Below are 23,399 nucleotides of genomic sequence, written 5' to 3'. Positions count from 1 at the left end.
CTCAGCCGAAACGTTAACCAAAGGCGCCTCCTCTCAGGCCGAGGTGGTACCCTTTTGCCTGTCGCCTCCGGTCCCCTTTTGCATGTCGCCCGACACCCCGCTCCGGACCCGACTATGAAAGCGTCGCTTATCATCAGGCTCCCGGCATCCAAATGCCCCTCGACTGCGTCCCAAAAATTAACTTTCCGTTAGGATGAAGCAGCCAAATTTAGCCAGACCGGCATGCAATTGTCTTCGTTCCGTATTTGTTCTAGGTTGCCGAATGGCCGATACGACGCCGATCGAATGGACTGACTCGACTTGGAATCCCGTAACGGGCTGCTCCAAGATCACGGCTGGTTGCGATTTCTGTTACGCAGAGCGTTTTTCTGAGCGATTCCGGGGCGTGGGGGGGCATCCGTTTGAGGGCGGATTCGACCTAACCCTCCGCCCGGCACGGCTGTCCCAGCCGCTACAATGGCGGCAGCCTCGCCGCATCTTTGTCAATTCGATGAGCGACTTGTTCCACAAGGAGGTACCGTTCAGTTTCATCGACCATGTATTCGATACGATGGAGCAGGCCAACTGGCACACCTACCAAGTCTTGACAAAGCGAAGTTCCCTACTCGTCCGGTACCTGCGGCGGCGGTACGTCGACGGGCTTGCGCCACCCCATATTTGGCTCGGCGTATCCATAGAAAACCAAGACAACGCTGTGCGCCTGAAGCACCTGAAATTAGCGCATGCTTCTGTGAAATTTGTGTCTTTTGAACCGCTGATAGGCTCTGTGGGCCCCGTTGACCTAAAGGGGATTGATTGGGCCATCGTCGGTGGCGAGAGCGGACCGCGCGCGCGCCCCATGGCCGAAGAATGGGCATTGGAGATCCGTGATTACTGTAGGAAGGATGGCGTGGCCTTCTTCTTCAAACAGTGGGGCGGTATCCGGCCGAAGTCGGGCGGGCGAAAACTCAAGGGGCGTGAGTGGAACGAATACCCCCCGATCGGACCACAGCTCGAACCCACCGCCGCCTAAACGATCTTGGTTTTCATGACCGCCTATATTGACCGTGAGCAAACTAAGGCTAAGCACTTCATCCTGCGGGGATACCTACAGGAGTTGGCCTACAAAGTTTTGCGCAGTTGGGACATCGCCTATGTAGATGGCTTCTCTGGGCCGTGGGAATCCAAGACTGCTGACTTTTCGGACACCTCGTTCATGATTGCGCTCGGGGTCCTCAAGGAGGCCCAGCGCATCATCTACGAGCAAACCCGCGAAAGGCGCAAAGTCCGCTGTTTCTTCTCAGAGAAGAGCGCCTCCGCCTACCAGAAGATGTTCGCGGCCGTCGCACCATTCCATCGCCCGGAGGAGGGCTTTGAGGTAAAGACCTTCCACGGTGAGTTTGTGGAAGCGGTCGGCGAAATCCGCACATTCATAGGGACCGCGTTTCCGCTGGTCTTTATCGACCCGACCGGCTGGACCGAGTACCCACTCGCCAAAGTCGCACCGCTGTTCGCCTACGCAAAATGCGAGGTGCTTATTAATTTCATGTACGGTCATATAAGCAGGTTCCTAACCCATCCTGACGAAAGGATCATTGCCTCCCTCGACCCAATCCTTGGGGGGCCAGGCTGGCAGGAACGGCTCGATCCCACGATGAAGAAAGGCCCCGCGGTAGAGAAACTGTTCCGCGAGACACTGAAGGCGGCAGGAAAATTCGGCTACGTCGTCTCGACCAGAATCGATAAAAGCACCGAAGAGCGGCCCCACTTCTTCCTAGCTTACGGAACTAAGGACCGAGCGGGCCTCAAGGCGTTTCGGGAGACAGAGTACAAAGCGCTGCGCGAACACGCAAAGAATCGCTCCGCGGCTATGACCCGCAAACGTGACGACCGAGCAAATATGGCCTCTCTTTTCGCCGATTTCGAAGCGGAGCAGAAGGAAGCTTCGATCGACGATCTCGTGGACGAACAAAAAGCCCTCGCGAAGGAAATGCTGCTCGAGATGCTGTCCGCCGCCCCTGATGGCATCGTTTTCGTTGGCGTCCTCGACGCCATGCTCCAGGCCTTCATGCTGCGGGAGACCAACGTGAAAGACGTGTGCGTCGAACTGGCCAAGAAGGGCAAGGTTGAGAACACTTGGAGCCCCGGCGGGCGCAAGCCTACCGACCATACCGTGATCAAGCCGGCGTCCGCGCAAAACCCTTAACAGGCGACGTTGAAGCCCGGTTTTGGCGCAGTTCACCCCTTCATCCGCGCGGTCTCGAACGCTGGCGACGATTGGACGCCGGAAACCGAGACGCTCCCGCTTCCCCGCCCGATTGCTCCCCGCGCGCCTCCCCGTAAAGTCGCGCCGGGGCGCGCCGAAGCGTCGTAGCGCCGCTTGGCGGCGAGACCGCTACTGAACCGCTCCCGAGTGGGTTTGCTCCCAGGCCGGCGGCGCGATATGAAATTCTGCCGAGCTACCGATCGGCCACACGAGATGCGCGTTGAACCCGCAGAGGCGGCTCATGGCTGTTTCCGTCCCCGTCGATCTCGATGCCCGCATCGACGAGAACCCGCGTGCGGTCGCCAGTGTCGAACGCCGTCTCGCGGAGTCGCTCGGCACGCTCCGACGGCGCAAGGACGATCTTCGCGCGCGACACATCGATCATATGTGGATATTCGGCTCTGTCGCCAGAGGCGAAGAGCACGCTGACAGCGATGTCGATATCGTTGTCGAGATCGACCCGGAGGCCCGGGTTTCCTTGACGTCGTTCGCCGCCTTCAACTCGACCTGACCGACATCCTGGAGCGCCCCGTCGACCTCGCGACCTGGAAGACCTTGCGAGAGCCTATCGTCGACGACGTCAAGCGAGAGACGGTGATGGTCTTCTGACGCGGGGCCGCAGCGAGGGACGAACTTCCCGCGCTTGGTCGCCGGACGCGCCCCTCTCGGGCGCCTGGGCGGCGAGACGCCCGTCCCGGCGGCGCGGTCGCCGAGCCGAAATGGCGCCGTCGGCCGGGGCCGCGCGCGCGGCCCCGTTGCGGCGATCCCCGGGCGGCGCCTATAGAGGGGCGCAAAGCGGCCAGCCAGGATTCCACCCGCCGATGTCCCATCCTTCCCTCCGCAACGGCGGCAAGATTCTCGTCGACCAGCTCGTCGCCCAGGGCGTCGAGCGCGTCTATTGCATCCCCGGCGAATCCTATCTCGCGGCCCTCGACGCCATGCTCGACGCGCCGATCGAGGTGACGGTGTGCCGGCAGGAGGCGGGCGCGGCGATGATGGCCTTGACCGAGGGCAAGCTCACCGGCCGGCCGGGAATTTGCTTCGTCACCCGCGCGCCCGGCGCGACCAACGCCGCCCACGGACTCCACATCGCCGAGCACGATTCGGCGCCGATGATTTTGTTCATCGGCCAGGTCGAACGCGACATGATCGGGCGGGGGGCGTTCCAGGAGATGGACTATCGCGCCGTCTTCGGGTCCGTCGCCAAGCTGGTGACGGAGATCCAGAGCGCTGCGCAGATTCCCGAGGTCGTGCAGCGCGCCTTCCATGTCGCGATGCAGGGCCGCCCGGGGCCGGTGGTGATCGCCCTGCCGGAGGACATGCTGATGGAGACGGCCGAGGTCGCCGACGCGCCGAAGGCGGTGGCCGTCCCGATCTGGCCCGGCCTCGGGCAGATGGCGGAATTGCAAAAAATGCTGTGGGCGGCCGAGCGGCCGATCGCGATCCTGGGCGGGGGCGGCTGGACGCCGCGCGCCAGCGCCGCCTTCGCCCGCTTCGCCGAGCGGTTCGACATGCCCGTCGCCGGCTCCTTCCGCCGCGCCGGCGCCTTCGACGGCGAGCACGACAACTACGCCGGCGAGATCGGCCTCTCGGCCAACCCGAGGCTGAAGGCGCGGATCGAGACCGCCGACGTCGTCCTCCTGGTCGGCGGGCGCATGTCGGAAGCGGCCGCGCAAGGCTACACCTTGTTCGCCATCCCGGCGCCGCGGCAAAAGCTCGTGCACGTCCACGCCGACCCGCTCGAGATCGGCCGCAACTATCACCCGGCGCTCGGGATCGTCGCCACCTCGCCCGAGTTCTGCGCCGCGCTCGAAGGCGTTCAGCCGCCGGCGAACATTGTCTGGTCCGCCGAGACGCGCCAGGCGCGCGCCGACTATCTCGCCTGGAGCGAGCAGGCGCCCGCCAATCCCGGCCGGGTTCAGGTGAGCGAGATCATGTTCGCGATCAGGCGGCGGGTTCCGGACGCGGTCTTCGCCACCGGCGCCGGCAATTTCACGATCTGGGTCAACCGCTTTTTGCGCTTCCGCTCGTTCGAGCAGCAACTCGGGCCGACGTCGGGCTCGATGGGCTACGGCCTGCCGGCGGCGATCGGCGCCGCCCGGGTCTTTCCCGGCCGAAGAATCGTCTGCTTCTCCGGCGACGGCGACTTCCTGATGAACGGACAGGAATTCGCCACCGCGGTCCAGTACGGTTTGCCGATCATCGTCGTGCTGATCGACAACGGCCTCTACGGCACGATCCGCATGCATCAGGAGCGCGCGTTCCCCGGCCGGCCGATCGCGTCCGACCTGAAGAACCCGGATTTCGCCGCTTACGCGCGCGCGTTCGGCGGCCATGGCGAGACGGTCGAGGAGACGGCCGCGTTCATGCCCGCCTTCGAGCGGGCGCTCGCCGCCGGCGCGCCGTCGATCGTCCACGTCCGAATCGACCCGGAAGCGATCACGCCGGCGACCACGCTCAGCGCCATCCGGGACGCCGCGCTCGCGCGACGCGCGGGATCGTGACAGCGTGGGATCGTGAAGTCGGTGCGCGGGGACTGCGACCATGAACGTTGACGAGGCGTTGCGGCAATTCGGCGCGAGCGAGGCGATTCCGCGCGAGGCGATGGTCTGGGCGCTGGCGAACTGGGAGACGGCTTCGCCGCGCTTCATCGCCCGGCTGCGCGCCTTCGCCTCCGGGCGAGATCGCAGCCAGGCGGCCGACGGCCAGGCCTTCTACCTCGCGCACCTGTGCGGCCAGATGCGCGAGACGCGCGCCTACGCGCCGCTCTGCCGCCTGATCGCGGACGATCCCGATCTCGAGATCTGGCTCGGCGACGCCATCGGCGAGACCTTGCCGGGCATCCTGATCAACGTGTCCGACGGCGACACGGAGCCGCTTCTCGCCGCGATCGAGTCGGCCGGCGACGAAGCGGCGCGCGGGGCGGCCCTGATGGCGCTCGGCTATCTGGCGCGGTCCCAAGGCGTCCTCGACGACGTCGCGATGCGCGACACGCTGCGCCGCCTGCGGCGCGAAGCGGGCCCGCGCGAGCCGTCGATCTTCTGGGTCTCGTGGGCCGGAACCGCCGCGGCGCTCGGCTACGACGACCTCAAGATGGAGGTCGCCATCCTGGCGAAGGAGGGTCTGATCGAAGTCCGCGACTTCGGCCTCGTGGACTTCGAGGAGATCGCCACGCTCGCGCGCGGCGACGCCGCCGGGCTCGCGGGGTTCGACGATATCGGCGTGCGCCCCCTCGACGACGCCATCGCGACGCTCGAGGCCTGGGCGTTCGGCGACGACGGCAGCGACGACGACGCGAACGACGACGAGGCCGGGTCCGTCGGCCGGGGCGCCGAGGCCGGTCCGTCCGACGCGCCCTACCTCAATCCGCTGCGCGACGTCGGCCGCAACGACCCGTGCCCGTGCGGCAGCGGCAAGAAATACAAGAAGTGCTGCCTCGCCGCCTGACCGCTTTCCTCGTATCGGTCCGGGCGAGCCGCCGTCCCGCGCATCCCCGCCGCTCCATTCCGGCACGGTTCGCGCGGCGCGGCGGCGGGCGGCCTGCCGCAACGGAAGTCCCGAAATGAGCCCCGGGACTCGCGAAATGGCGCCGTTCCGCGCCGGATGCGCCGGCGAATCGGAGCAAAATCCGGTCGATCGGCGTGGCACGGTCGATGCAACTCCAGGCTGTGAGAGCAGGGGAGAGTTGCGCCATGCCGACCGACACCACGCTTCCGACGACCTGGAACGATGCGCTCAAGGCGCTCGACGATATCGAGGATCCGCCGCGAGAGGTCCTGTCCTGGGCCTCGGCCAACTGGGACGCGGCTGCAACGCGCCTCGTCGAACGCCTGGGCGAATTCGCCGCGGGCCGCCGCGACCGGGTTTCCGCGGCGGAGGCGTTCTACATCGCGCATTTGTGCGGCGAGAAGGCCGAGACCCGCGCGTTTCCGATTCTGTGCAGGCTGATCGCGGAGGACCCGCGCATCGCCGACTGGCTGGACGACGCCGTGACGGAGACCCTGCCGGGGATCCTGATCCGCGTGTTCGACGGCGACGCGGCCCGGCTGCGCAACGCCATCGAATCGGAGGCGGGCGACGCGTTCGCGCGCGCCTCCGCTCTCGCCGCGCTCGGCTATCTCGTGCGCGCCCGCGCCGCGATGACGGACGGCGACATGCGCGCCTTCCTGCGCCGCCTTCGCCGCGACGCCGCGCCGCGCCGCGAGTCGGTGTTCTGGCTGATCTGGGCCTCGACCGCCGCGGACCTGGGCTTCGCCGGCATGCGCGCCGAGGTCGCCGACCTCAGACGCGAGGGATTCATCCCGGAAGGCGATTTCAGCCGCGCCGATTTCGACGCGCGCGTCGCGCTCGCCCGTTCCGACGCGACGGGACTGCGGGCGTTCGCGTTCGATTTCGTCACGCCGCTCGACGATGCGACGTCGGCGATCCTGACCATGGCCGGCGTCCAGGCGGCGCAGGCGGCGCGCCGGCTCCAGGCGCTCTCGGCCGGCCGGCGATGAGGCCTCGTCAGCGCGGCGCGTAGGCGGCCGGGTCGAGGGTCGGCGGACGCCCGGCGAGGCCCAACGCCGTTTCGCGGGCGGGCGTTCGCGCGATCACCCGGCCGCGGCGGACCACCACGAGACGGGTCGCGCGCAGCCGCACCGCCTCGATCGGGTCGGCCGCCTGCAGGAGAACGAAGTCGGCGTTGGCGCCGACCGCGAGGCCGTAGTGCTCCAGCCCGAGGATGCGCGCCGGAATCTCCGTCACCGCGTCGAAGGTCCAGCGGATCGCCTCGCGGCTCGTCATCGGCGCGCCGTGAACCGCCATGTGGGCGACGTCGAGCATGTCGGCCCCGCCGAGGCCGTACCACGGGTCCATGACGCAGTCCTGCCCGAGCGCCACCGGGACCCCGAGCGCGCGCATTTCGGCGACGCGGGTCATCCCGCGGCGGCGCGGATAGGTGTCGTGCCGCCCCTGAAGGGTCAGGTTGATCAGCGGATTGGCGATCGCGTTCATCCCCGATTCGGCGATCAGCGGCAGCAGCTTCGAGACGTAGTAGTTGTCCATCGAATGCATCGACGTCAGATGCGAGCCGGTCGCGCGGCCGCCCAGGCCGAGGCGATGGACCTCGGCGGCGAGCGTCTCGATGTGGCGCGACATCGGGTCGTCGCTCTCGTCGCAATGCAGGTCGATCATCAGGCCGCGCGCGGCTGCGATCTCGCACAAGGCCCTGACCGAAGCCGCGCCGTCGGCCATCGTGCGTTCGAAATGCGGAATGCCGCCGACTGCGTCCACGCCGAGATCCAGCGCCCGCTTCAGGTTGCCGGCGGCGGAGGGCGAGCGGAAGTAGCCGTCCTGCGGGAAGGCGACGAGTTGCAAGTCGAGATAAGGCGCGACCCGCTTCTTCACGTCGATCAGCGCCTCGACCGCCAGCAGGCGGTCGTCGCATATGTCGACGTGGCTGCGGACGGCCAGAAGGCCCTGCGACACGGCGAGGTCGCAATAGCGGAGCGCGCGCTGGGCCACGGCCTCGTGGGTCAGGTGCGGCTTGAGTTCCCCCCACAGCGCGATGCCCTCGAGCAGCGTGCCGGACTGGTTCAGGCGCGGCTGGCCGAGCGACAGGGTCGCGTCCATGTGAAAGTGGCAGTCGACGAAGGGAGGCGCGAGCAGGAAGCCGCGCGCGTCGACGGTCTCGCCCGCTTCCGATTCGAGCCCGGGGCCGATGGCCACGATGCGGCCGGCTGCGACCGCCACGTCCTGGCCCTTGCGCCCGTCGGGCAGGGCGGCGTTGCGAACGACGAGATCGAAGGCCATGGCGCTCTCCGGTTCCTCAATCCACCTTGACGCCGCTCTGGCCGGCCTCGCCGTAAGTGGGGCTCGGGTAGCGGCTCGAGGTGAAGCGGATGACGAGCACCGCAAAGGCGAGGATCAGGGTCGAGACGGCGAATATCAGGATTTCGAGATTGGCGCCCGTCGTCTCCTGGACGAAGCCGATCATGTGCCGGGTGAGGGCGGTGATGCCGACGTAGAGCAGGAAGCGGACCGGCATGTGGTTGGTGCGGAAATAGATGCCCACCATCGAGCCGATCTCGAGATAGATGAACAGCAGCAGCAGGTCCTCGATCGACGGATAGCCCTTCAGAATCATCTGGTAGAACGCCGCCCCGGCCGCCCACACGGTCGCGCCGCCGATGGCGAACAGGCCGAGCAGATGAAAACAGTCGGTCAGGAATTCTCCCACCGGATCGAGCGTCTTGCGCATCCGCTTGTCGGCCGCCTTGATGCGAGCCCCCGTGTCGCTCATCGCGCCAGACTCCCTGTTTGCGCGCGGCCCCCTCGGCGTCGTCGCGAAAAGCCCGCGGCCATAGAGGCGAGGCGGCCGGCCGGAGTCAATCTCCCCGCCCCGACCGCGCCCGCCGAAGGCGTCGGGCTCCCGGCTTGACTCGCGATCCATTTGCCAGAATCCTGCCGCCAATACCATCGGAGGGAGTTTCATGAGGCGGATTGCGAATCTGGCCGCTGTCGTCGCCCTGGCGTGCGTCGCCGGCGTTTCCGGCGGATCGGCGCAGGCCGACGACGCCCCGGCCTATGCGCCGCAGAAGGGCGACAAGGTCGTCGTCTATACGCACCGCTTCAAGCCCGAGACTTTCGACGCGGGCGTCAGGCTCGTGGAAACAGGCTTCACCGAGGCGCAGAAGGCGGCCGGCCAGACGCGCCGCAACGACTTTCTGGTCAATCCGGACAAGTCCGAAATCGTCGTCGTGTCCTATTTCGCCCCCGGGTCCAGCGTCGAGGAATGGCACGTATTCCTTGGCCGGCTCGACCTCCTGAAGACGCTCGAGCCGATGCGCAGCGAGCCGCTGAAGTTCGAGGTCTTCGATCTCGGCGCCGTCACCGAGGTGGCGGGAACGAAGTGACGGCCGAGCGCTCAGGGGCAGCCACCATGCGCAAGACGATTCGGTTCGCCGGGCCGGCCGCCGCCCTGGTCTCGATCCTGTGCGGCTTGTGTCCGGCGGCGCCGGCGTCGGCGGGGGACAGCGCGCCGCGGCTCGCCTACACGGCGGTCGATCCGTCGGTGTTCGTCGACGACGGCGTCGTGCGCGGCTGGGTCGCGCGCTTCGACGAGGCGCGTGTGCGCGAGCACGCCTGGCGGCTGTGGGCGGCGATCACGGCGCCGAGCGGTCAGGCGATCTCGGTGGTGGACGCGCGCGGCCGCAGGACGAGCGCGCCGGCGGCGGTGTTCGAGACGTGGTTCGACGAGTTCGAGGTCTTTCACACCGAGCCCGCCGCGGCGGCGGGCTGCGCCGGCCCTTGCGACCGCGCCCACCGCCTCCACCGGCCGCGCCAGGCGCCGGACGGCGGCGCCGGGGACGTCGTTTCGTACAACAAATACAGCGCCGAGTTCGCCGAGTTCGTGGACCGGAACCACTACTGGGGCGAGCAGACCCTGATCGATCGCAACGCCGCCTTCGACCGGGAGAAGACGCCGCTGGCGCAGCGGTTCCTCGCCGGGGCGCCGCCGCACGCGATCATGCTGAAGCCGGTCTACTGGATCGTGAAGGCCGACCGGCCGACGCTGATGCCCGTCTGGAAGGGGCCGGGCCTCGCGGTCGACGGGACGACGAACGCGACGACGCCGGTTCCCTCCACCTGGACCGCGTTCGTGGTGGTCGACCCGACCGGGCGGGCGAAGCCCGGCGATCCGCAGACGCTCGACGTCGCCACGCCGCAAGGCCCGAAACGGATGACGGCGGCGAACGCCCCGATCGTCGGGCTCGACCGCTTCTACTGGTTTCCGCTGAGCGATCAGGACGTCCGCTTTCTCGCGGCCGGCAACGTCTTCACCGTCGGCGGCGTCGCCCTCGGCGACCTCGAAGCGGGCGACCTCGCCCTGCTGGTCGGCATGCACGTCACCACCGACGAACTGGTCGACGACTGGACGTGGCAGACGTTCTGGTGGCGTCCGGAGCCGGTGGCGGAGGCGAGGCGGTTCGTCGAGCCGCCGTTCGACTCCTACGAGCTTGCGACCGCCTACTGGATGGTCGGCCCGGACGGCGCGCCGCGGGTCGCCTACAACCCCTATCTCGAGGCGATCGACGCGGGCTCGATCTTCCTCGACCCCGCGATGCTCGGCGTGAAGTCGAACTGCATGTCGTGCCATCACGCGGCGGCGTTCCCGACCCTGAACCGCGACCCGAACCAGGCGACGATGCTCGACGGGTCCTATTTCGCCCTCGGGCGGGTGACGGGAACGGAGCCCTGGTTCGCCGGCCGGACGAAGACGAGCTTCATGTGGGGGATGATCATGCAGAACCAGTGCGTCGGCGTGGGCGCCGCGCCGTCGAGCGTTTTCTGCAAGCTGCGCTGACCGGCCGGAGGAGGGGCCCGGGCGGATCGCGCCCGCGCGTCACGGACCTCGCACCGCCTTCACCACCTCGTCGACCGCCTCAACCACGGCCCGGGGCCGGTCGATCTGGATGTAGTGCCGCGCGCCGGGCGCGATGACGTGCTCGCCCTTCGTCGAACGGGTCGCGAGCGCCGCGTGGCCGGCGAGCCAGGCGGCCTCGACGGCGGCGGTCGCGGTCGCCGGCGCGCCGGGAGCGCCCATGCCGACGCCCCGGCTGAGCACGACGAGCGGCTTGCCGCCGAAATCGAACGCGGTCGCGTCGATCTCCGCCGAGTTCGTGTCGATGTGGTCGCCCTCGGGCGTGACCGCCTCGAGTTCCGACACCACGGCCTCCCAGGTCTTCGGGTCGGCGAGCCGCTTGCGCGCGGCCGAGGCGAGCGTGGCGTCGAGCTTGTTCGGGTCGGAGGCCGTGCTCACGCAGTCCTTGTCCGCCGCCGACGGGTTGGCCAGTTTTCCGCTTCGCGCCGCGCCGAGGCAGACCCGCTTGCGCGCGAGCCCGTGCGCCATGGCGTCGGCGATCGCGTGGCGCTTGTCCGGCGGCAGCGCGGCTTCGAGCGCGTCGAGGTCGTCGGCGAACGCCGGGTCGACGAGGACCAGGCCGGCGATGTCCTTGGGCGAGGTCGCGGCGGCGTAGACCGCGATCTCGCCGCCGAGCGAATGGCCGACGAGCACATAGGGCCTGGCGATCCCGGCTGCGGCGACGAGACGCCCGAGATCGTCCGCCATGTTGCGCACGTCCGCCGGCCGGGTCGCGGCGTCGCTGAAACCGAGCCCGGCGCGGTCGTAGGCGCAGGCGCGCGTCGTCTTGGCGATCTCGGCCTGAACGAAACGCCAGGTCTCGATCGTGTTGGCGGCGCCGGCCTCGAGCATCACCGCCGGTTCGCCGGCGCCGATGCAATAGAGGTTGAGGCGCCGTGCGCCGTCGATCGCGACGAGTTGCTGGGGCGCGGTCAGGGCGCTGTCGGAGACGACGGACGGCGCGGGCGGGGCGGGTGGCGTCGTCGTCTGCGCCGCCACGGCCGGACCGGACGCGAGCGCCAGCGCCGCCGCGAGAAAACGCCCTGTCGCCATCACACCCTGTCCCCAAAGCCCCACGGCTACCCTATCGGGCCCTGACCAGTTGCGGAAGCGGGATGGTCGTGTCGACGGCTCCTTTCGCAGCCGCGGGGCGCGCCGCGGAAAAAAAGTCCTTGCTCGCGTAACGGTCTCCGATCCGCGGGCGTATCACCGATGCGGTCGTCCGTTCCGCTTCGGAGTCGTTCCCCATGATGTCACGTCGCTCGCTTTTCGCCGCGGTCGCCGTCGGCGCGCTGTTCGGCGCCCGCGCCTTCGCCGCCGAAACCGTCAATTACACGCCCGCCGGCTTCGACGCGGCGCTCAGGGACGGCAAGTCGATTCTGGTCGAGGTCCACGCGCCCTGGTGTCCGACCTGCAAGGCGCAGAAGCCGATCCTCGCCGACATCGAGGCGAAACCCGAATACAAGGATCTGTTTGTCGTCCACGTCGATTTCGACAGCCAGAAGGACGCCGTGCAGCGCTTTGGCGCGCACATGCAGAGCACGCTCATCACCTTCAAGGGCGGCAAGGAAACCGGCCGGTCCGTCGGCCAGACCGACCCCGCCGCCATCGCGGCGCTGGTCGCCAAGGCGATCTGACCGGCGCATGACGTTCGGCGCTCCCGGGCTCGCGCTCGTCGCCGGCCTGCTTTCCGTGCTGTCGCCCTGCGTGCTGCCGCTCCTGCCGCTCGTGTTCGGCGCCGCGGCGAGCGAGAGCCGCGCTGGGCCGCTCGCCCTCGCGGCCGGGGTGGCGTTGTCGTTCACGGTGGTCGGACTGTTCGTCGCGACCGTCGGCTTCGCGGTCGGGCTCGACGGCGGGGCTTTCCGGATTGCGGCGGCCGCGCTCATGATCGGCGTCGGCGCTCTGCTTCTGGCGCCGGCGGCGCAGGCCCGGCTCGCGATCGCCGGCGGCCCGGTGACGGCCTGGGCCAATGCGCGGATCGACGGGATGACGTCACAGGGCGCGGTCGGCCAGTTCGGCGTCGGCCTCCTGCTCGGGATGGCCTGGAGCCCATGCGTCGGCCCGACCCTCGGCGCGGCGTCCGTGCTCGCCGCGCAAGGATCGTCGCTCGGAGAGGTCGGGCTGACCATGCTCGCGTTCGGCATCGGCGCGGCCGCGCCGCTCGCCGCCATCGGCCTCGCCTCCCGGCAGGCGCTGGCGCGCCTGCGGGGCGCCCTCGCGGATGGCGGCAAGCGGGCGAAGGGCGCGCTCGGCGTCGTGCTCGTCGCGCTTGGGCTGCTCATCGTCACGGGCTTCGACAGGCGGGTCGAGACGGCCTTCGTCGACGCCTCGCCCCGGTGGCTGACCGAGTTGACGACGCGCTTTTGAGGCGAGCGCGCCATTCGCCTCGACGGGAAAACCGGCGCGCGCCCCCGCGGCGACCGCTGGCCTGGCCCGCGCTCAGTCGCTGCGCTCGCGGCCGTAGGCCTCCCGCATCTCCCGCTTCAGAATCTTGCCGGCGACGTTGCGGGGGAAGGCGTTCATGACGACGACGTCGGCGAGGCGCTGGAATTTCGCGTCGACGTGGCCGTTGGTCCACAGCTTCAGCGCCTCCGGCTCGATCGTTTCGCCGGCGCGCGCCACGACGGCCGCGACCGGCGTCTCGCCCCATTTGTCGTCGGGCACGCCGAACACGGCCACTTCCGACACCGCGGGATGCTGGATCACCACGTCCTCGATGTCCCTGGGATAGACGTTGACCCCGCCGGTGATGATCATGTCCTTGATCCGGTCGACCAGGAAGAGATAGCCGTCCTCGTCGACGTAGCCGGCGTCGCCGGTGTGCAGCCAGCCGTCGACGATCGCCCTTTCGGTCAGATCGGGGCGCTTGTAATAGCCCGACATCAGCATCGGGCCCCGGCCGCAAATCTCGCCGACCTCGCTCGCGCCGCATTGAGTGCCGTCCGCCCGAAGGATGCGCATCTCCATGAAGGCCGGCGGCGCGCCGACCGACCCGACCTTGCGGATCGCGTCGTGCTTGTCGAGCACGGTCATGAACCCTTCGGTCAGGCCGTAGAGCTCGTAGAACCGGCCGGGCAGGGCCTCGTTCAGCCGGTGCTTGTATTTCAGCGGCAGGGGCGCGCCGACGTTGTGGATCATCTCGAGCGACCCGAGCGCCGCGGGCGCGAAGGCGGGGCTGTCGAGCACCGCGATGATCTGGGCCGGCACCATGACCACGTGCGTGACCCGCTCCCGCTCGATGTCGTGGATGAACCGCTCGGCGTTGAACGATTCGTGCAGGATGTAGGTGCAGCCTAAGAACATCCACGGCATGAGATCGAGCATGGCGCCGTTGAAGACGATGGCGCCGGCGTGCAGGCATACGCTCTCGGGCGTCATCCGCCAGGCGGAGGCGAACAAAGTGCAGTACATCGCGCGGATGAAGTGGGTGTGGACGATGCCCTTGGGGGCGCCGGTGGTGCCGCTCGTGTACATGATGTTGTAGACGTCGGCGCCGGTCAGGCCCGGATCCGGCGGGCTCACCTCGGACGCCGCCGCGGTGAACTCCGCGTAGCTGCGAAAACCCGGCGGCGCCGCGCCCGGGCAGCCCACGAGCACGAAACGGTCGGATGGAATCGCCGACAGTTCGCCGCGAATGTGGCCGAGGGCTTCGGCGAACGACGCGTGGGCGATCACCGCGACCGAATCCGAGTCCCGCAACAGCGTCTCGAGCCCGTGGTCCTGCATGAGCGTGCTCATGGGCACGATCACGATGCCGGTTTTGGCCGCGGCCCAGTAGGCGAGCATCAATTCGAGACAGTTCGGCAGCACCGTCGCGATCTTGTCGCCCTTGCCGACGCCTGCGGCGATGAGGGCGTTCGCCAGCCGGTTCACCTCGGCGTTCAGGTCCCGATAGCTCAGCCGCCGGCCGCCCACGACCAGCGCCGGATGATCCGGCCGGTAGCGGGCGTGCCGCGGCAAGAGGGCGCCGATGTCCATGATGTCCTCCTCCGGTTCGTCGTCGTTTCCTCGGTCCGTCGCCCCCATTATCCAATAAATTGTCCGTTCCGCCACTGCGCTTGCCGCCGCACCCGGCGAGGCCGGGCGGCGCGGGAAATTGACGACCGGCGCTGGCGCGCGCGAAGAGGGCCGGCGGATTGGAGTTGGAGCGATGAAACGCGAGGACAGGAAGGCGGCGGTCGACGCCTACAAGGAACGCAAGTCCGACCCCGGAATCTACGTCGTGCGCTGCGCCGCCTCCGGCCAGCAATGGGTGGGCGGCGCGCCGGACCTGCGCACCATCTGGAACCGCGTCTCGTTCGCGCTCCGACAGGGCGGCGGACGGCCAGCCTCGCTCCAGCGCGCCTGGACGGAGCATGGCGCGGAGCGTTTCGCGTTCGAGATCGTCGAGCGCCTCGACGTCGAGGACCCCCTTTACGACGGCGCCCGGACGCTTCGGGATCGCCTCGGCCACTGGCGGGACGCGTTGCCGGCGGAGGCGATGTGAGGGGCGGCGAATAGCGAATAGCGAGCAGGGCGGCGAACCCTTCGCCACCCGCCACTCGCCCCGCCGCCTTGCCACCCCCTGCCGCCCCTGATATTTCCCGCGCCCGACTTACCTCTCGAGCCCAGGGACTTTTCATGGCCGCGCGCCAGTTCATCTACCACATGCAGGGCCTGACCAAGACCTGGCCGGGCGGCAAGAAGGTTCTCGAGAACGTCAACCTGTCGTTCTACCCGGACGCCAAGATCGGCGTGCTCGGCGTCAACGGCTCGGGCAAGTCGACGCTCTTGCGCATCATGGCCGGCATCGACACCGAATTCGTCGGCGAGGGCTTCGTCGCCGAGGGGGCGAGGGTCGGCTACCTGCCGCAGGAGCCGCACCTCGACCCGGCGCTCGACGTCAAGGGCAACGCCATGCTCGGAGTCGCGGCGAAGCAGGCGATCCTCGACCGCTACAACGAACTGGCGATGAACTATTCCGACGAGACCGCCGACGAGATGATGCAGCTCCAGGACGAGATCGAGGCCAAGGGCCTGTGGGATCTCGAGAGCCAGGTCGAACAGGCGATGGAGGCGCTCGGCTGCCCGCCCGACGACGCGGACGTCGCCACGCTGTCCGGCGGCGAGCGGCGCCGCGTGGCGCTCTGCCGGCTGCTGCTGGAGAAGCCCGAGCTGCTGCTGCTCGACGAGCCGACCAACCATCTCGACGCCGAGACGGTGAACTGGCTCGAAGGGCATCTGCGCAGCTATCCTGGCGCGATCCTGATCGTCACCCACGACCGCTACTTCCTCGACAACGTCACCGGCTGGATTCTCGAGCTCGACCGCGGCCGCGGCATCCCCTACGAGGGCAATTATTCCGCCTGGCTGACGCAGAAGCAGAAGCGTCTCGAGCAGGAAGGCCGCGAGGACGCCGCCCGCCAGCGCGCGCTCGCCGAGGAAAGCGAGTGGATCGCCGCTTCGCCCAAGGCGCGGCAGGCCAAGTCCAAGGCGCGCATCCAGAAATACGACGAACTGGTCAGGAAGCAGTCCGAGAAGGCGCCGACCACCGCGCAGATCATCATTCCCGTGGCCGAGCGGCTGGGCGCCAACGTCATCGATTTCGACGGCCTGTCCAAGGGTTTCGGCGACCGGCTGTTGATCGACAATTTGTCGTTCCGGCTGCCGCCCGGCGGCATCGTCGGCGTGATCGGCCCCAACGGCGCCGGCAAGACCACGCTGTTCCGCATGATCACCGGCCAGGAGAAGCCCGATTCCGGAACCATCAAGATCGGCGAGTCGGTGCAGCTCGGCTATGTCGACCAGTCGCGCGACGCGCTCGACCCCAAGAAGACGGTGTGGGAGGAAATCTCCGGCGGCAACGACATCATCGCGCTCGCCAAGCGCGAGATCAACTCGCGCGCCTATTGCGGCGCCTTCAACTTCAAGGGCGCCGACCAGCAGAAGAAGGTCGGCATGCTGTCGGGCGGAGAGCGCAACCGCGTGCATCTGGCCAAGATGCTGAAGAGCGGCGCCAACCTCCTGCTGCTCGACGAGCCGACCAACGACCTCGACGTCGACACGCTGCGGGCGCTGGAAGAGGCGCTGCTCGACTTCGCCGGCTGCGCCGTGATCATCAGCCACGACCGCTTCTTCCTCGACCGCATCGCCACCCACATGCTGGCCTTCGAGGACGACAGCCACGTCGAGTGGTTCGAGGGCAACTTTGCCGACTATGAAGAGGACAAGAAGCGCCGGCTCGGCATCGACAGCGTCATCCCGCACCGGCTGAAGTACAAGAAGTTTTCACGGTAGCGTGGCTTTTCCGGGCTTCTCCGGGCCTAACTCCCCAGCCGGGGTGAGGCAGTGGGCAATCCCTCTCCCTCAGGGAGAGGACAGGCCGCAAAGCGGCCAGGCGAGGGGGCGCCACGCCGACTGTCGGCGTTCCGAGCCCTCCCCCTGCCGTGCTTCGCCCGGCTGGCCCTCTCCCCAAGGGAGAGGGCGGCGCCAAGCCCATGAGAAGCCCCATGTAGCCGGGCGCAAGCGCCGGGCCGAAATGGCAAATGCAGACGTCGATGCGCAAGCCGGGAGCGGCGATGTCCTTCCGCCCGCCCCGGCTGCGCTCGTTTTTCCGTTCAGTGAACCGCAAACGCCCCCATCGCCAGCGGCCCGAGGTTCATCACCGCGATCGCGACGAAGGCCCAGAGATCGCGGCCGTCGAAAAGCGCGCCGCTGGTGGTCGGCAACGGGCGGCGCAGCGGCGTTACCGCCGGCTCGGCGGCGGGGGGAAAGGTTCGGTTGATGTCGGTCATGGCGCTCTCCTGGTTTGGAGGCGAAGGAACCCGGTTGCGCAGGGCTTGTTCCGTGTGAAATATTTTCGCTTTCCAGTCTCGGCGCCCCATACCAATATCGTTCGCGCGTCGCGTTCGGGTTCAGGCGGGCGCGCGGCGGGACGGGCGACGAGCGGAGGACGGGGACCATGGACAGCGCGACCCACGACAAGATCGTCGCCATCCTCGGGGGCGGACGCGAGATGACGCTCGCCACCATCCGCCCCGACGGCTTCCCGCAGGCGACGACGGTGAGCTACGTCCACGACGGCCTGACCCTCTATTTCGGCACGGCGGCCGACTCGCAGAAAGCGCGCAACATCGCGCTCGACGACAAGGTGTCGCTGACCGTCAACCTGCCCTACGACCGGACGGAGGAGATCCTCGGCCTTTCGATGGGGGCGCGGGCGGCGCGCGTCGTCGACCGGGCGGAGATCGCCAAGGTCGGCGACCTGATGCTCAGGCGCTTTCCCGAGGGCGCCGATTTCGGCCCCGACGAGGCCGACGCGATCGCGATCTTCTCGATCGCGCCCGTCGTCGTTTCCGTCCTCGACTATCGCAACGGCATCGGCCACACCGAGTTGGTCACGATCTAGCGCTCGCGCGCGACCCTTTCCGCCGCTTCGGAATCCCCAATCCTGCGGGCGCGGGGTCGACCTCGGCCGTCCTGCCGGGCGCGATCGAGAAATATCGAACCTCGCCTTGAGGCGCATCAATGCGGGGCGCGCTCGATCCGGTGTAGAGGTCGGCTTCCGGCTGGCGCGTCCATGGGCGGCGTGGGTTCCCGGTCGCATCGGACAGAACTCCGGGAGGATGCCATGCAGGCCCTGGGCTTGGCGCTTTCGCCGCGCTTTTTCGCGCTCACCTCCGCCGCGCTTGTGACGCTGCTGTTCCTCGCTCTCGCCGCCGCCGGCGCGGCGCCGTCGGTCGCCGCTGCGTTGTGGACGGGCGCGGCGCTGTTCGGCGCGCTGGCGGCGCTCGGCGTCTACGACCTGGTCCAGACCCGGCACGCGGTGTTGCGCAACTATCCGATCGCAGCGCACCTGCGTTTCATTCTCGAAGAGATCCGGCCGGAGATGCGGCAATACTTCTTCGAAAGCGAGACTGACGGCTTGCCGTTCTCGCGCACCCAGCGCGCGGTCGTCTACCAGCGCGCCAAGATGGTCCTCGACAAGCGGCCGTTCGGCACGCTGCGCGACACCAACGCCCCCGGCTACGAATGGCTCAGGCATTCGATGGCCCCGAAGCCGGTGGCGACCGAGGGTTTCCGCATCACGGTCGGCGGCCCTGATTGCGCAAGACCCTGCTCGCTGTCCGTGTTCAACATTTCGGCCATGAGCTTCGGCGCGCTGAGCGCCAACGCCGTACGCGCGCTCAACCGGGGCGCAGCCCTCGGGGGGTTCGCGCACGACACCGGCGAGGGCGGATTGAGCCCCTATCACCGCGAGGGCGGCGACATCGTCTGGGAGATCGGCTCGGGCTACTTCGGCTGCCGCACGGCCGAGGGCCGCTTCGATCCCGAGACGTTCCGCTCCGTCGCGGCGAACGACCAGATCAAGATGATCGAGATCAAGCTGTCGCAGGGCGCGAAGCCGGGGCACGGCGGCGTGCTGCCGGGGTCGAAAGTGACCGCGGAAATCGCGGCGATCCGCGGGGTCGAGCCGGGCAGGGACTGCGTCTCGCCGGCCGCCCACAGCGCCTTCTCGACCCCGCTCGAGCTGGTCGCCTTCATCGCCTGGCTGCGCGACCTTTCAGGCGGCAAGCCGGTCGGCTTCAAGCTCTGCGTCGGCCATCCGTGGGAGTTTCTCGGCGTCTGCAAGGCGATGGTCGAGACCGGGCTCTATCCCGACTTCATCGTCGTCGACGGCATGGAGGGCGGAACCGGCGCCGCCCCGCTGGAATTCGCCGACCACCTCGGCGCGCCGATGCGCGAGGGCCTCGTGTTCGTGCGCAACGCCCTGATCGGGATCGACGCGCGCGAGCGCGTCCGCATCGGCTGCTCGGGGAAGATCGTCAACAGCTTCGACATCGCCCGCGCCATGGCGCTCGGGGCCGACTGGTGCAACGCCGCGCGCGGTTTCATGTTCGCGCTCGGCTGCATCCAGTCGATGAGCTGCCACACCGATTGCTGTCCGACGGGCGTCGCGACCCAGGACCCGACCCGGTCGCGCGCGCTGGTCGTCGCCGACAAGACCGAACGGGTGCGGCGCTACCACGCCGCCATGCTGCACGCGCTCGCCGAACTCGTCGCCGCCGCCGGGCTCGAGCACCCGAAGGACCTGGCGCCGGAGCATTTCTCGCGCCGGATCAGCGCCGAGGAGTCGAAGACCTTCGCAGAACTCTATCCGGCGCTGAAGCGCGGCGAACTCCTCACGGGCGCCGACGACCCGCGCTGGCGCGACCTGTGGGCGAGCGGGAGCGCGGACACGTTCTCGCCGGCGGTGGCTGTAGCGTGAAGGCCGGCCGGCGGCGACGGACGGCGCCGGCTGGCAAAGCTTCGACTGGCGCAGCGCGGGACGCAGGGAGCGTCCCGCCACATGCCCCCGTGATCGGCCTGCCGAACCCCGCTTCTTTAACCCGCTTTAATTTCTGATCGCGCCGGATCGGTGGCTTTCGACCCCAATCGCGCCAGAGTTTGCGCGTAAGGCTTAACCATCCCTTAACAAGGCGATGCGGGAGCGACGGGGACGGCCGGAAGAAGGGAGGTTTTCGATCTGGAGGATCGAATGAGCGGACACGCGGTTGTCCATCGGGCCCCTGGCATATCCTTGAAAGCCCACGTTCTGGCCGCGCATGCGGCGTCGCTGCAGCAGTGGCGCGGCCGAGAAAAGCGCGAAGCGATCGCCGTGATGCTGTTGGGTGGGCGGCGGGTCTGGGTGTCCGAGGACGAGGCGCGACTCGGACGGCGCCGCAGCCTGATCGACGACAACCCGGCCGCCGGCTGACGGCGTCGCAGGCGCGGCCAATTCATTGTATGCTCCGTCTTGGGGCGCCGCCCGCGAGGGCGGGCGGGAGGGCGAGCGCGGCCGGCGCGCGGCGCCGTCCCGTGGAGGGGGAACCGCATGTCCGACCAACGCTGGCGCAGGAAGCGGATCGGCGACCGCGCGTTGGCGCCGGAGACCCTGATGATGGGCTACGGCTACGATCCGTTCCTGTCGGAGCGGTCGCTGAAGCCTCCGGTGTTTCTCACCTCGACCTTCGTGTTCCGCACCGCGGAGGACGGCAAGGCGTTCTTCGAGCTGGCCTACGGCCTGCGCGCCAGGCGGCCGAACGAGGAGCCCGGCCTCATCTACAGCCGGATCAACAACCCCGATCTCGAAATGCTCGAGGACCGGCTGGCGATCTGGGACGAGGCCGAGGCGAACCTCGTGTTCGCCTCCGGCATGGCGGCGATCTCGACTACGCTGTGGGCCTACGCTCGGCCCGGCTCCACGATCGTTCATTCCGGTCCGGTCTACGGCGGCACCGACTTCCTGCTGCGAAAGATCCTGCCGCAGTTCGGCGTGACGCCGATCGAATTCTTCGCCGAAGGCGGCAATCCGGCGATGGAGCAGGCGGTCGCGGCGGCGCGCCGGGCGGGGCCGGTCGCGGCGCTCTACCTCGAGACGCCGGCCAACCCGACCAACGGCCTCGTCGACATTGCTCGCGCCCGCGAGCTGGCCGAGACCCTGAAGGGGCCCGACGGGCGCCGCCCGGTCGTCGTCGTCGACAACACCTTTCTCGGCCCGCTGTACCAGACGCCGATCGCGCTCGGCGCCGACCTGGTCGTGACCTCGCTGACCAAGTACGTCGGCGGCCACTCCGACCTGATCGCCGGCGGGTGCTCGGGGACGCTCGCCGCGCTCGAGCCGATCCGCGGCTTTCGCACCATCCTCGGGACGATGTGCGACCCCCACACCGGCTGGCTCTTGATGCGCTCGCTCGAGACCCTGAAACTGCGGATGACCGCGTCGGCGGACGGCGCGCTGAAGGTCGCGAGCTTCCTGAAGGGCCATCCGCGGGTCGCGTCGGTCTGGTATCTGGGCTTCCTGCCCGACGATCATCCCGACCGGCCGCTGTTCCAGCGCCAGTGCAAGAGCGCAGGCTCGACCTTCGCCTTCGAGGTCGTGGGCGGAGAGGCCGAGGCTTTCGCCGCGCTGAACAAACTCGAGGTGTTCAAGCTCGCGGTCAGCCTCGGCGGCACGGAGTCGCTCGCCTCGCATCCCGCCTCGATGACGCACTCGGACATCGCCGCCGAGGAACAGGTGCGGCTCGGCATCACGCCGGCGCTGATCCGGCTGTCGGTCGGGATCGAGAATCCGGACGACCTGATCGCCGACCTCGACCAGGCGCTGAGGGGATGACGGCAGGGGATGGCCTTCCCGCGGCCCTCACTCACGCAGGCGTCAGCTTCAGGGGCAGGCTGGCGAATTGCCGCAACGTGTTGTTGAGCTTGCGAATCGGCTCGCCGGCCAGTTCGACGCGCTGGAACCGTTTCAGCAGCGCCGAAAAGATCACCTCCGCTTCGAGACGCGCCAACATCTGCCCCACGCAAAGGTGGATGCCGGCGCCGAAGGCCGCATGTCCAGCGGCTTTGCGCGTGACGTCGAAGCGGTCCGGGTCCGCCCATTTGCGTGGGTCGCGATTGGCGCCGGCGAGGAACAGCAGGATTTTCGCATCCGCCGGCAGCGTCGCGCCGCCGAGTTCGGTCGCCTTCGTGGTGGTGCGGAAGAAGGTCTGGACCGGCGACTCCCAACGCAGCATTTCGTCGAAGGCCGGCCGCACCAGCGCCGGATTGTCGCGCAGCTTCGTCCATTCGTCCGGATTGGCGGCCAGGCAGAAGAGGCCGTTGCCGATGCCGATGATCGTCGTGTCCAGTCCCGCCGTGAGCACCGATCGAACCAGCAGCGGCGCTTCCGCTGCGGAGATTTCCCCCGTGTCGACCGCCCCCCAGATCGTCGCGCCGATTCCTTCCGGCGAGAGCGCCTCGCGCTGGCATTGCGCCGTGATCCAGGCGACGACCTCGGAGGCGCGGCGGAACGACTCCTCGAAGTGCCGGTTGCGAGGTCCGAAGGCGTTGAAGGCCATGGCGCCATAGGGCAGCAGGTTCTCGAGCCCCTCGGCCCCGAGCCCGACCGCGCCCGGAAAGACGCTCAGCGGATAGGCCTCGGCGATCTCGTGAATGGCGTCGCAGCTTCGCCGGGCGAGCAGTCTGTCGGCGAAAGCTTCCGCCGCGTCGCGAAAGCGATCGCGCAGGTTCGCCATCGCCTTGGCCGAGAGCGCGCGGTTCAGCACCGTGCGGGTGCGGGTGTGGAGCGGCGGGTCGGCCTCCAGAATGAGGCTCGGCGGGCGCCACGGCGCGGCGCGGCGAAAGTCCTCGAGTCCGACGCCGGCGGCGGAAGAAAAGATCTCCCATTCGGCGAGGCCGCGCGCGACTTCGGCGTGGCGGGCGGAGGCGTAGACGCCGTACCGCGGGAGCCGGACGACCGGGCCCGCGTCGCGAATCGCCGCGTGGAAAGGGTAGGGGTTCGTCAGGAAGGCGTCGTCGAACGGGTCGAGGTCGAGAGCCGGTACAGCCGTCATCCGAACGCACTCCTGCCGCTCGCGCTCGATCGAGCCGTGGGCCCCCCGTGGAGCGCCCGGACTCTACCACGCGGACGCGGCCGCCGCCCGCGTTGCGATCGGACCGGCCGGGTCCTTTCCGTCGCCGGACGGCCAAATCCGCGGGTCACGGCGCTGGCGTCCACCGCCCCGGACGATCCTGATGAAGCCTGCCTCCACAGATGATTCGCGCCCTCGGGACGCGCCCGAACATGCGGCCCGGCCGATAGACTTGCGCCGATCGATCGTCAGGCCTCGATGAACTCTGACGAACGACAGGAATTCTTGCTGGACCGGCGACGTCGTTTGCCGTTGCGTGAGGGCCGGCAAGCCCGGTTGGAATGGGCGATCGCCTTCGAAACTTCAGTTCGCAGAGCAC

The 23,399-nt window shown here is 68.5% G+C and carries 22 protein-coding genes; 16 read left to right on the top strand and 6 right to left on the bottom strand.

Features of this window, described 5'->3' with window-relative positions:
* The first annotated feature begins 262 nt into the window (after nt 1-262).
* From DFR50_RS22860 to DFR50_RS22835, 6 genes are all read left to right on the top strand, one after another.
* A complete protein-coding gene (locus DFR50_RS22860) occupies nt 263-1,012 on the top strand; it encodes a DUF5131 family protein (protein ID WP_113891578.1) in 750 nt (249 codons plus the stop codon).
* Between the two features lie 15 nt (nt 1,013-1,027).
* On the top strand, nt 1,028-2,185 hold the full coding sequence (tcmP, locus tag DFR50_RS22855) for a three-Cys-motif partner protein TcmP (protein WP_113891577.1): 1,158 nt from the start codon (nt 1,028-1,030) through the stop codon (nt 2,183-2,185).
* A 301-nt stretch (nt 2,186-2,486) separates the two neighbouring features.
* On the top strand, nt 2,487-2,756 hold the full coding sequence (locus tag DFR50_RS22850; RefSeq protein ID WP_113891576.1) for a nucleotidyltransferase family protein: 270 nt from the start codon (nt 2,487-2,489) through the stop codon (nt 2,754-2,756).
* A gap of 310 nt (nt 2,757-3,066) precedes the next feature.
* The gene (locus DFR50_RS22845; RefSeq protein ID WP_113891575.1) at nt 3,067-4,749 is read left to right on the top strand and encodes a thiamine pyrophosphate-binding protein; all 1,683 of its coding nucleotides are present in this window, start codon (nt 3,067-3,069) and stop codon (nt 4,747-4,749) included.
* Between the two features lie 40 nt (nt 4,750-4,789).
* Nucleotides 4,790-5,692 carry a DUF1186 domain-containing protein gene (locus DFR50_RS22840; protein WP_113891586.1) on the top strand — a complete coding sequence of 301 codons (903 nt, stop codon included), beginning with the start codon at nt 4,790-4,792 and terminating at the stop codon, nt 5,690-5,692.
* 245 nt (nt 5,693-5,937) lie between these two features.
* Nucleotides 5,938-6,744, top strand: coding sequence for a DUF1186 domain-containing protein (locus tag DFR50_RS22835; protein ID WP_170153353.1), 807 nt, complete (start codon nt 5,938-5,940; stop codon nt 6,742-6,744).
* Between the two features lie 7 nt (nt 6,745-6,751).
* On the opposite strand, the gene DFR50_RS22830 is transcribed toward DFR50_RS22835, so the two are convergent.
* Nucleotides 6,752-8,038, bottom strand: a complete 1,287-nt coding sequence (locus DFR50_RS22830; RefSeq protein WP_113891573.1) for an amidohydrolase family protein — start codon at nt 8,036-8,038, stop codon at nt 6,752-6,754.
* Nucleotides 8,039-8,054: 16 nt separating this feature from the next.
* Complete coding sequence (locus DFR50_RS22825) at nt 8,055-8,528, bottom strand: phosphate-starvation-inducible protein PsiE (protein ID WP_113891572.1); 474 nt, start codon at nt 8,526-8,528, stop codon at nt 8,055-8,057.
* A 190-nt stretch (nt 8,529-8,718) separates the two neighbouring features.
* Here DFR50_RS22825 and DFR50_RS22820 point away from each other — a divergent pair, with 190 nt between their 5' ends.
* Nucleotides 8,719-9,141, top strand: a complete 423-nt coding sequence (locus DFR50_RS22820) for a hypothetical protein (protein WP_113891571.1) — start codon at nt 8,719-8,721, stop codon at nt 9,139-9,141.
* A gap of 26 nt (nt 9,142-9,167) precedes the next feature.
* Complete coding sequence (locus tag DFR50_RS22815) at nt 9,168-10,592, top strand: hypothetical protein (protein ID WP_113891570.1); 1,425 nt, start codon at nt 9,168-9,170, stop codon at nt 10,590-10,592.
* A 39-nt stretch (nt 10,593-10,631) separates the two neighbouring features.
* On the opposite strand, the gene DFR50_RS32250 is transcribed toward DFR50_RS22815, so the two are convergent.
* Nucleotides 10,632-11,702, bottom strand: a complete 1,071-nt coding sequence (locus tag DFR50_RS32250) for an alpha/beta fold hydrolase (RefSeq protein WP_170153352.1) — start codon at nt 11,700-11,702, stop codon at nt 10,632-10,634.
* A 194-nt stretch (nt 11,703-11,896) separates the two neighbouring features.
* Here DFR50_RS32250 and DFR50_RS22800 point away from each other — a divergent pair, with 194 nt between their 5' ends.
* Nucleotides 11,897-12,286: a thioredoxin family protein gene (locus DFR50_RS22800; RefSeq protein ID WP_113891569.1), complete on the top strand. Its 390-nt coding sequence runs from the start codon at nt 11,897-11,899 to the stop codon at nt 12,284-12,286.
* Nucleotides 12,287-12,293: 7 nt separating this feature from the next.
* A complete protein-coding gene (locus tag DFR50_RS22795) occupies nt 12,294-13,016 on the top strand; it encodes a cytochrome c biogenesis CcdA family protein (RefSeq protein WP_113891568.1) in 723 nt (240 codons plus the stop codon).
* Nucleotides 13,017-13,088: 72 nt separating this feature from the next.
* Here the strand turns inward: DFR50_RS22795 and DFR50_RS22790 are convergent, their stop codons facing one another.
* Nucleotides 13,089-14,627 (bottom strand): class I adenylate-forming enzyme family protein, encoded by a 1,539-nt coding sequence (locus DFR50_RS22790; protein WP_113891585.1) that lies wholly within the window; start codon nt 14,625-14,627, stop codon nt 13,089-13,091.
* A gap of 172 nt (nt 14,628-14,799) precedes the next feature.
* On the opposite strand from DFR50_RS22790, the gene DFR50_RS22785 reads away from it, so the two are divergent.
* Together DFR50_RS22785 and ettA are read left to right on the top strand one after the other, a co-directional pair.
* On the top strand, nt 14,800-15,135 hold the full coding sequence (locus tag DFR50_RS22785; RefSeq protein WP_113891567.1) for a GIY-YIG nuclease family protein: 336 nt from the start codon (nt 14,800-14,802) through the stop codon (nt 15,133-15,135).
* Nucleotides 15,136-15,269: 134 nt separating this feature from the next.
* The gene (ettA, locus tag DFR50_RS22780; protein ID WP_113891566.1) at nt 15,270-16,925 is read left to right on the top strand and encodes an energy-dependent translational throttle protein EttA; all 1,656 of its coding nucleotides are present in this window, start codon (nt 15,270-15,272) and stop codon (nt 16,923-16,925) included.
* 320 nt (nt 16,926-17,245) lie between these two features.
* Here ettA and DFR50_RS32245 read toward each other — a convergent pair whose 3' ends face one another.
* Complete coding sequence (locus DFR50_RS32245; RefSeq protein ID WP_170153351.1) at nt 17,246-17,422, bottom strand: hypothetical protein; 177 nt, start codon at nt 17,420-17,422, stop codon at nt 17,246-17,248.
* Between the two features lie 167 nt (nt 17,423-17,589).
* On the opposite strand from DFR50_RS32245, the gene DFR50_RS22775 reads away from it, so the two are divergent.
* From DFR50_RS22775 to DFR50_RS22765, 4 genes are all read left to right on the top strand, one after another.
* Nucleotides 17,590-18,036, top strand: a complete 447-nt coding sequence (locus tag DFR50_RS22775) for a pyridoxamine 5'-phosphate oxidase family protein (protein ID WP_113891565.1) — start codon at nt 17,590-17,592, stop codon at nt 18,034-18,036.
* A gap of 222 nt (nt 18,037-18,258) precedes the next feature.
* Nucleotides 18,259-19,896: an FMN-binding glutamate synthase family protein gene (locus DFR50_RS22770; RefSeq protein WP_113891564.1), complete on the top strand. Its 1,638-nt coding sequence runs from the start codon at nt 18,259-18,261 to the stop codon at nt 19,894-19,896.
* 270 nt (nt 19,897-20,166) lie between these two features.
* Nucleotides 20,167-20,385, top strand: coding sequence for a hypothetical protein (locus DFR50_RS31605; RefSeq protein ID WP_147262864.1), 219 nt, complete (start codon nt 20,167-20,169; stop codon nt 20,383-20,385).
* Nucleotides 20,386-20,502: 117 nt separating this feature from the next.
* Nucleotides 20,503-21,783: a cystathionine gamma-synthase family protein gene (locus DFR50_RS22765; RefSeq protein ID WP_113891563.1), complete on the top strand. Its 1,281-nt coding sequence runs from the start codon at nt 20,503-20,505 to the stop codon at nt 21,781-21,783.
* A 31-nt stretch (nt 21,784-21,814) separates the two neighbouring features.
* On the opposite strand, the gene DFR50_RS22760 is transcribed toward DFR50_RS22765, so the two are convergent.
* On the bottom strand, nt 21,815-23,002 hold the full coding sequence (locus DFR50_RS22760) for a cytochrome P450 (protein WP_113891562.1): 1,188 nt from the start codon (nt 23,000-23,002) through the stop codon (nt 21,815-21,817).
* Nucleotides 23,003-23,399 lie beyond the last annotated feature (397 nt).

Origin of the sequence: Roseiarcus fermentans (assembly GCF_003315135.1) — a bacterium.
Taxonomy (GTDB): Bacteria; Pseudomonadota; Alphaproteobacteria; order Rhizobiales; family Beijerinckiaceae; genus Roseiarcus; species Roseiarcus fermentans.
Note: the sequence above shows the minus strand (reverse complement) of the source record. Positions and strands in the feature narration are given on the sequence as shown.

What these genes read in the sequence shown, in the direction of transcription:
- DFR50_RS31605 (WP_147262864.1), top strand. Translation starts at nt 20,167, where the DNA reads ATGAGCGGACACGCGGTTGTCCATCGGGCCCCTGGCATATCCTTGAAA.
- DFR50_RS22845 (WP_113891575.1), top strand. Translation starts at nt 3,067, where the DNA reads ATGTCCCATCCTTCCCTCCGCAACGGCGGCAAGATTCTCGTCGACCAG.
- DFR50_RS22785 (WP_113891567.1), top strand. Translation starts at nt 14,800, where the DNA reads ATGAAACGCGAGGACAGGAAGGCGGCGGTCGACGCCTACAAGGAACGC.
- DFR50_RS32245 (WP_170153351.1), bottom strand. Translation starts at nt 17,422, where the DNA reads ATGACCGACATCAACCGAACCTTTCCCCCCGCCGCCGAGCCGGCGGTA.
- DFR50_RS22820 (WP_113891571.1), top strand. Translation starts at nt 8,719, where the DNA reads ATGAGGCGGATTGCGAATCTGGCCGCTGTCGTCGCCCTGGCGTGCGTC.
- ettA (WP_113891566.1), top strand. Translation starts at nt 15,270, where the DNA reads ATGGCCGCGCGCCAGTTCATCTACCACATGCAGGGCCTGACCAAGACC.
- DFR50_RS22790 (WP_113891585.1), bottom strand. Translation starts at nt 14,627, where the DNA reads ATGGACATCGGCGCCCTCTTGCCGCGGCACGCCCGCTACCGGCCGGAT.
- DFR50_RS22835 (WP_170153353.1), top strand. Translation starts at nt 5,938, where the DNA reads ATGCCGACCGACACCACGCTTCCGACGACCTGGAACGATGCGCTCAAG.
- DFR50_RS22830 (WP_113891573.1), bottom strand. Translation starts at nt 8,038, where the DNA reads ATGGCCTTCGATCTCGTCGTTCGCAACGCCGCCCTGCCCGACGGGCGC.
- DFR50_RS22850 (WP_113891576.1), top strand. Translation starts at nt 2,487, where the DNA reads ATGGCTGTTTCCGTCCCCGTCGATCTCGATGCCCGCATCGACGAGAAC.
- tcmP (WP_113891577.1), top strand. Translation starts at nt 1,028, where the DNA reads ATGACCGCCTATATTGACCGTGAGCAAACTAAGGCTAAGCACTTCATC.
- DFR50_RS22825 (WP_113891572.1), bottom strand. Translation starts at nt 8,528, where the DNA reads ATGAGCGACACGGGGGCTCGCATCAAGGCGGCCGACAAGCGGATGCGC.
- DFR50_RS22800 (WP_113891569.1), top strand. Translation starts at nt 11,897, where the DNA reads ATGATGTCACGTCGCTCGCTTTTCGCCGCGGTCGCCGTCGGCGCGCTG.
- DFR50_RS32250 (WP_170153352.1), bottom strand. Translation starts at nt 11,702, where the DNA reads ATGGCGACAGGGCGTTTTCTCGCGGCGGCGCTGGCGCTCGCGTCCGGT.
- DFR50_RS22775 (WP_113891565.1), top strand. Translation starts at nt 17,590, where the DNA reads ATGGACAGCGCGACCCACGACAAGATCGTCGCCATCCTCGGGGGCGGA.
- DFR50_RS22860 (WP_113891578.1), top strand. Translation starts at nt 263, where the DNA reads ATGGCCGATACGACGCCGATCGAATGGACTGACTCGACTTGGAATCCC.
- DFR50_RS22795 (WP_113891568.1), top strand. Translation starts at nt 12,294, where the DNA reads ATGACGTTCGGCGCTCCCGGGCTCGCGCTCGTCGCCGGCCTGCTTTCC.
- DFR50_RS22770 (WP_113891564.1), top strand. Translation starts at nt 18,259, where the DNA reads ATGCAGGCCCTGGGCTTGGCGCTTTCGCCGCGCTTTTTCGCGCTCACC.
- DFR50_RS22760 (WP_113891562.1), bottom strand. Translation starts at nt 23,002, where the DNA reads ATGACGGCTGTACCGGCTCTCGACCTCGACCCGTTCGACGACGCCTTC.
- DFR50_RS22840 (WP_113891586.1), top strand. Translation starts at nt 4,790, where the DNA reads ATGAACGTTGACGAGGCGTTGCGGCAATTCGGCGCGAGCGAGGCGATT.
- DFR50_RS22765 (WP_113891563.1), top strand. Translation starts at nt 20,503, where the DNA reads ATGTCCGACCAACGCTGGCGCAGGAAGCGGATCGGCGACCGCGCGTTG.
- DFR50_RS22815 (WP_113891570.1), top strand. Translation starts at nt 9,168, where the DNA reads ATGCGCAAGACGATTCGGTTCGCCGGGCCGGCCGCCGCCCTGGTCTCG.